Raw genomic sequence first — 3,505 nt, forward strand, 5'->3', positions numbered from 1 at the left:
AAGCTATCAGATTCTAAGAGAGGGTGCAAGGGATTCTCCTTGTGATATGAAATTGCTTTATCATAAAGATTATGGTTTTAGTGCTATGGATTATAGCATGATAATTGAATATAAGTTAAGAATTATATTTTAGACTCTATAAATAATATTTAAAACCAAACTTTATTGTTAAGGTTTTATAAAACTAAAATATAGAAATATCTTGAATATTTCTAGTTTGATATTATAGTAGATTTTACTACAAAAAATAATTTTTATCAAAATTTTTACTCTTTTTTCATGCTCCTAGTTTTGTTTTCTAACATATAAGTATGCTAAGAGCATAGAAATTTATTATTACATAATTTTTTAAGATTCTCTTAAAGAATCCCTTGAGGTTTGGAATTGAACAATAGAGTAAATGTTTATTTTTTGGGCAGAATTAAACATTTATGCAAGCATAAAAGACCAAAAAATGAGATAATTTTAATAAACCTGAGAGGACATTGAAAGCATATATTATACTTAATGTAAAAATAAATTTCATATATAAATCTTTTAGTAATGGACATTTAAGAATATTCAAAGATGTTGTAATAAAATCAACATTTCTCTATTTGCATGATAAAAGCCATATTTTATCTAAAAATGTAACATAAAATAACATACATCATAAAAAATTATATTTTAAAAATTGATGTTCTGTAATTATGATTTTTTTAAGCAAAAATGTGTTAGACTATTAGAATTTCAATTTTTAAGGAGAAAGCATGAAAAAACATGTTGTTTTTTTCGAAGCAGTAGGCGGTAGCGATAAGGGTAAAGACGGACATAGAAAAGACACTGTGCCAATGATGGATTATCTGAAGAAACTAGGCTGGAATGCAGAAGTTGTATTCTTCACTGATGAGATTCTCAAAGATGAGAAAAAAAGAAATGAGATTTATGAATATGTGAAAGGTGCGGCTGATGCGTATGTTTCGCGTGTGAATCCGGGCAACCTGAAAGAGGAAAAACTCTACTTTGATGTGTTGCGTAAGCTTTGCAGTGATGGCGTGATTGGTATGCCTCACCCTGATGCGATGATTGGTTATGGGGCAAAAGATGCATTGACAAAATTACGCAATACAGAGCTTGTGCCAACAGATACACTTGCTTACTATGACCCTGCAGAAGCAAAGAGAATCGGTGTGAATTGGGTTGCTGGTGGCGAGCATGATTTTAAGAAAAACTTTCCAAAAACCCTTGCAAAAGGCGAGAGAGTATTAAAGCAAAATCGTGGTTCTACGGGTGAAGGTATTTGGCGTGTGCAAATCAAAGACCCTAGCAAATATAAGGGTGTAAGCGAATTGCCTCTTGATGCAGAAATCCGTTGCACAGAGGCTGTTGATAATCATGTTGAGGAGCGCAAACTCGGCGAATTTATGGATTTTTGTGAGAAATACTTGCATGGCGATAATGGAATGCTCGTGGATATGACTTTCTTGCCACGCATTAAAGAGGGTGAGATTAGAATCCTTATGCTCTATAAAGACCCTATTTATGTCGTGCATAAAAAACCAGCCGAAGGAGCTGACGCATTCTCTGCGACACTCTTTAGTGGTGCAAAATATCGCTATGACAAACCAGAGCAATGGGGCAAATTGGTGGATTATTTCCTCTCTAATCTTCCAGAGATTAAAACAAAGCTTGGCAACTATGACTTACCACTTATTTGGACAGCAGACTTTATCCTTGATACTGATGAAAATGGCAAAGATAAGTATGTTTTGGGTGAGATTAACTGCTCTTGCGTGGGCTTTACTTCACCTGTGGAGTTCCTTGATAAGACCGCTAGACGCGTGGCAAATACGATTATCAACATTGTCGAAGATGCACAAAGTAATAAATGTGCTTGTTGTAATCAGGATTTAGTGAAATAAACATTATTCTTTACTTGTAACTTTAGTTTTATTTCGAAATATAGTTATATTATATAAGATATTACACTTGTTGTAACTTTTCATCTCAAAATAATTATATGGTTATAATAAAACTTTAAGGTTGCAAGTCTTACATCTAAATACTTCAAGAAATTACATGTAGCTATTTTAAGTTTCTATACCAAATAAATATTACATCTATTAATACCATTTAATCTTCAATATTATCAAAACCCACACAGGATTTAGCTTGTGTGATACTCTAATTTCTTCCCATTTAATACATTCTCTTAAGACCAGATTTATTCCTCTGTGTTCCCTTACTAAACATACCCAATCCACTCTCACTCCGATAGAGGCAACTAGAGCAGTAGTAATGTAGCAATAATGCTAAGTGGTTGTATTGCCACCCACCCCCTAATTATGTGGAATCTTGTTTGCTGTTCATACAGAATACTTTACATATAAGTGGAAACTCAATATGTACCTAATCTAAATATATTATGGTTTGTCATTTATCGTAATATTTACTCAATATTTCTATAATATCTTGAATTTTTTATGGTAAATTTCTATGTGATTATTTTATTGTCTAAGGAGAAAAAATGCAACCTGAAGAAGAACAAGGAAATCAACTTACCAATCACTTAGAAGATAGAAGTATTGCAAAGGATATAAGCTTTCGATTATCTGGGGAATTGATAGGTTTAGCTCACAATGTTTCTAAGGTAAAATTTACCCCCATAGAAGATATGTGTGTAGATTCTAGACTTATTCATAGTGGATTTATCTTTAGTGCTGCTTCACATGCTGCCTTGACAGCACTCAACAAAAAAAATAGTCTTATTATAGGTGCTGATATTAAATTCCTTGCACCCATTGAACTTGGACATGAAGTCATATTTAAAGCCGAAGCATTGCAAGACGATACGAAAAAATGTGAAGTTAAGGTTGAGGGGTTTTTACTTGACATTAAAATTTTTTATGGTATGTTTTATATTGCTGTTTTTGATAAGAAAATCTTTAAATTAAAATTTGATAACTAAGAATAGAGCCACTTTTTATAATTTTTGGGAAATAAAGTAAGATTCTATATCATTTTAGTTTTATTTGCAGAAAAGCTACAATTCACAATTCTTGTAAATAACATAATAAGTTTGTCTCGATCTAGAAAGAGAGTAAGAGAATACCAATAAAGATTCTATCAAAAGGTAAAGATAAAATCATAAACAACTTAAGGTTTTAGAATAGCTATGAAAGATAAATCGATAAAAACAGAATATAAATACCCAATTTTGTTATCCCCTCATTAAAAAATTTCATAAATATTTTATTGCGACTTAAGAGATGATAAACTTTCAAAAATGAGTTTGGGCTATATTTCGTGTGTAAAATCTTTAGATTCTCTATCTTTATGCACCTACAAATCATTTTACCCCATAAATCTTTTACCTCTTCACTTGTGGTGTTGGTGTTATTACAATAATATCATTTTTAATCTTATCATATATTGCTTGTCCTATGCCTTTGACTTGCATAATATCTTCTTTTTTCTTGAATCTTGTTTTAGAACGATATTCAATAATTGCTTTTGCTTTTGCTTC

3 protein-coding genes are annotated in these 3,505 nt (G+C 31.4%); 2 read left to right on the forward strand and 1 reads right to left on the reverse strand.

Annotated elements, in window-relative coordinates; genetic code table 11:
• Positions 1–749 precede the first annotated feature (749 nt).
• Both CQA53_RS10455 and CQA53_RS10460 read left to right on the forward strand, forming a co-directional pair.
• Positions 750–1,901, forward strand: a complete 1,152-nt coding sequence (locus CQA53_RS10455) for a Cj0069 family protein (protein ID WP_115543906.1) — start codon at positions 750–752, stop codon at positions 1,899–1,901.
• A gap of 605 nt (positions 1,902–2,506) precedes the next feature.
• The gene (locus CQA53_RS10460; RefSeq protein ID WP_115543907.1) at positions 2,507–2,947 is read left to right on the forward strand and encodes a PaaI family thioesterase; all 441 of its coding nucleotides are present in this window, start codon (positions 2,507–2,509) and stop codon (positions 2,945–2,947) included.
• Positions 2,948–3,349: 402 nt separating this feature from the next.
• Here CQA53_RS10460 and CQA53_RS10465 read toward each other — a convergent pair.
• A partial coding sequence (locus CQA53_RS10465) for a ComEA family DNA-binding protein (protein ID WP_181882405.1) occupies positions 3,350–3,505 on the reverse strand: 156 nt, incomplete at its 5' end.

Source organism: Helicobacter didelphidarum (genome assembly GCF_003364195.1).
GTDB lineage: Bacteria > Campylobacterota > Campylobacteria > Campylobacterales > Helicobacteraceae > Helicobacter_A > Helicobacter_A didelphidarum.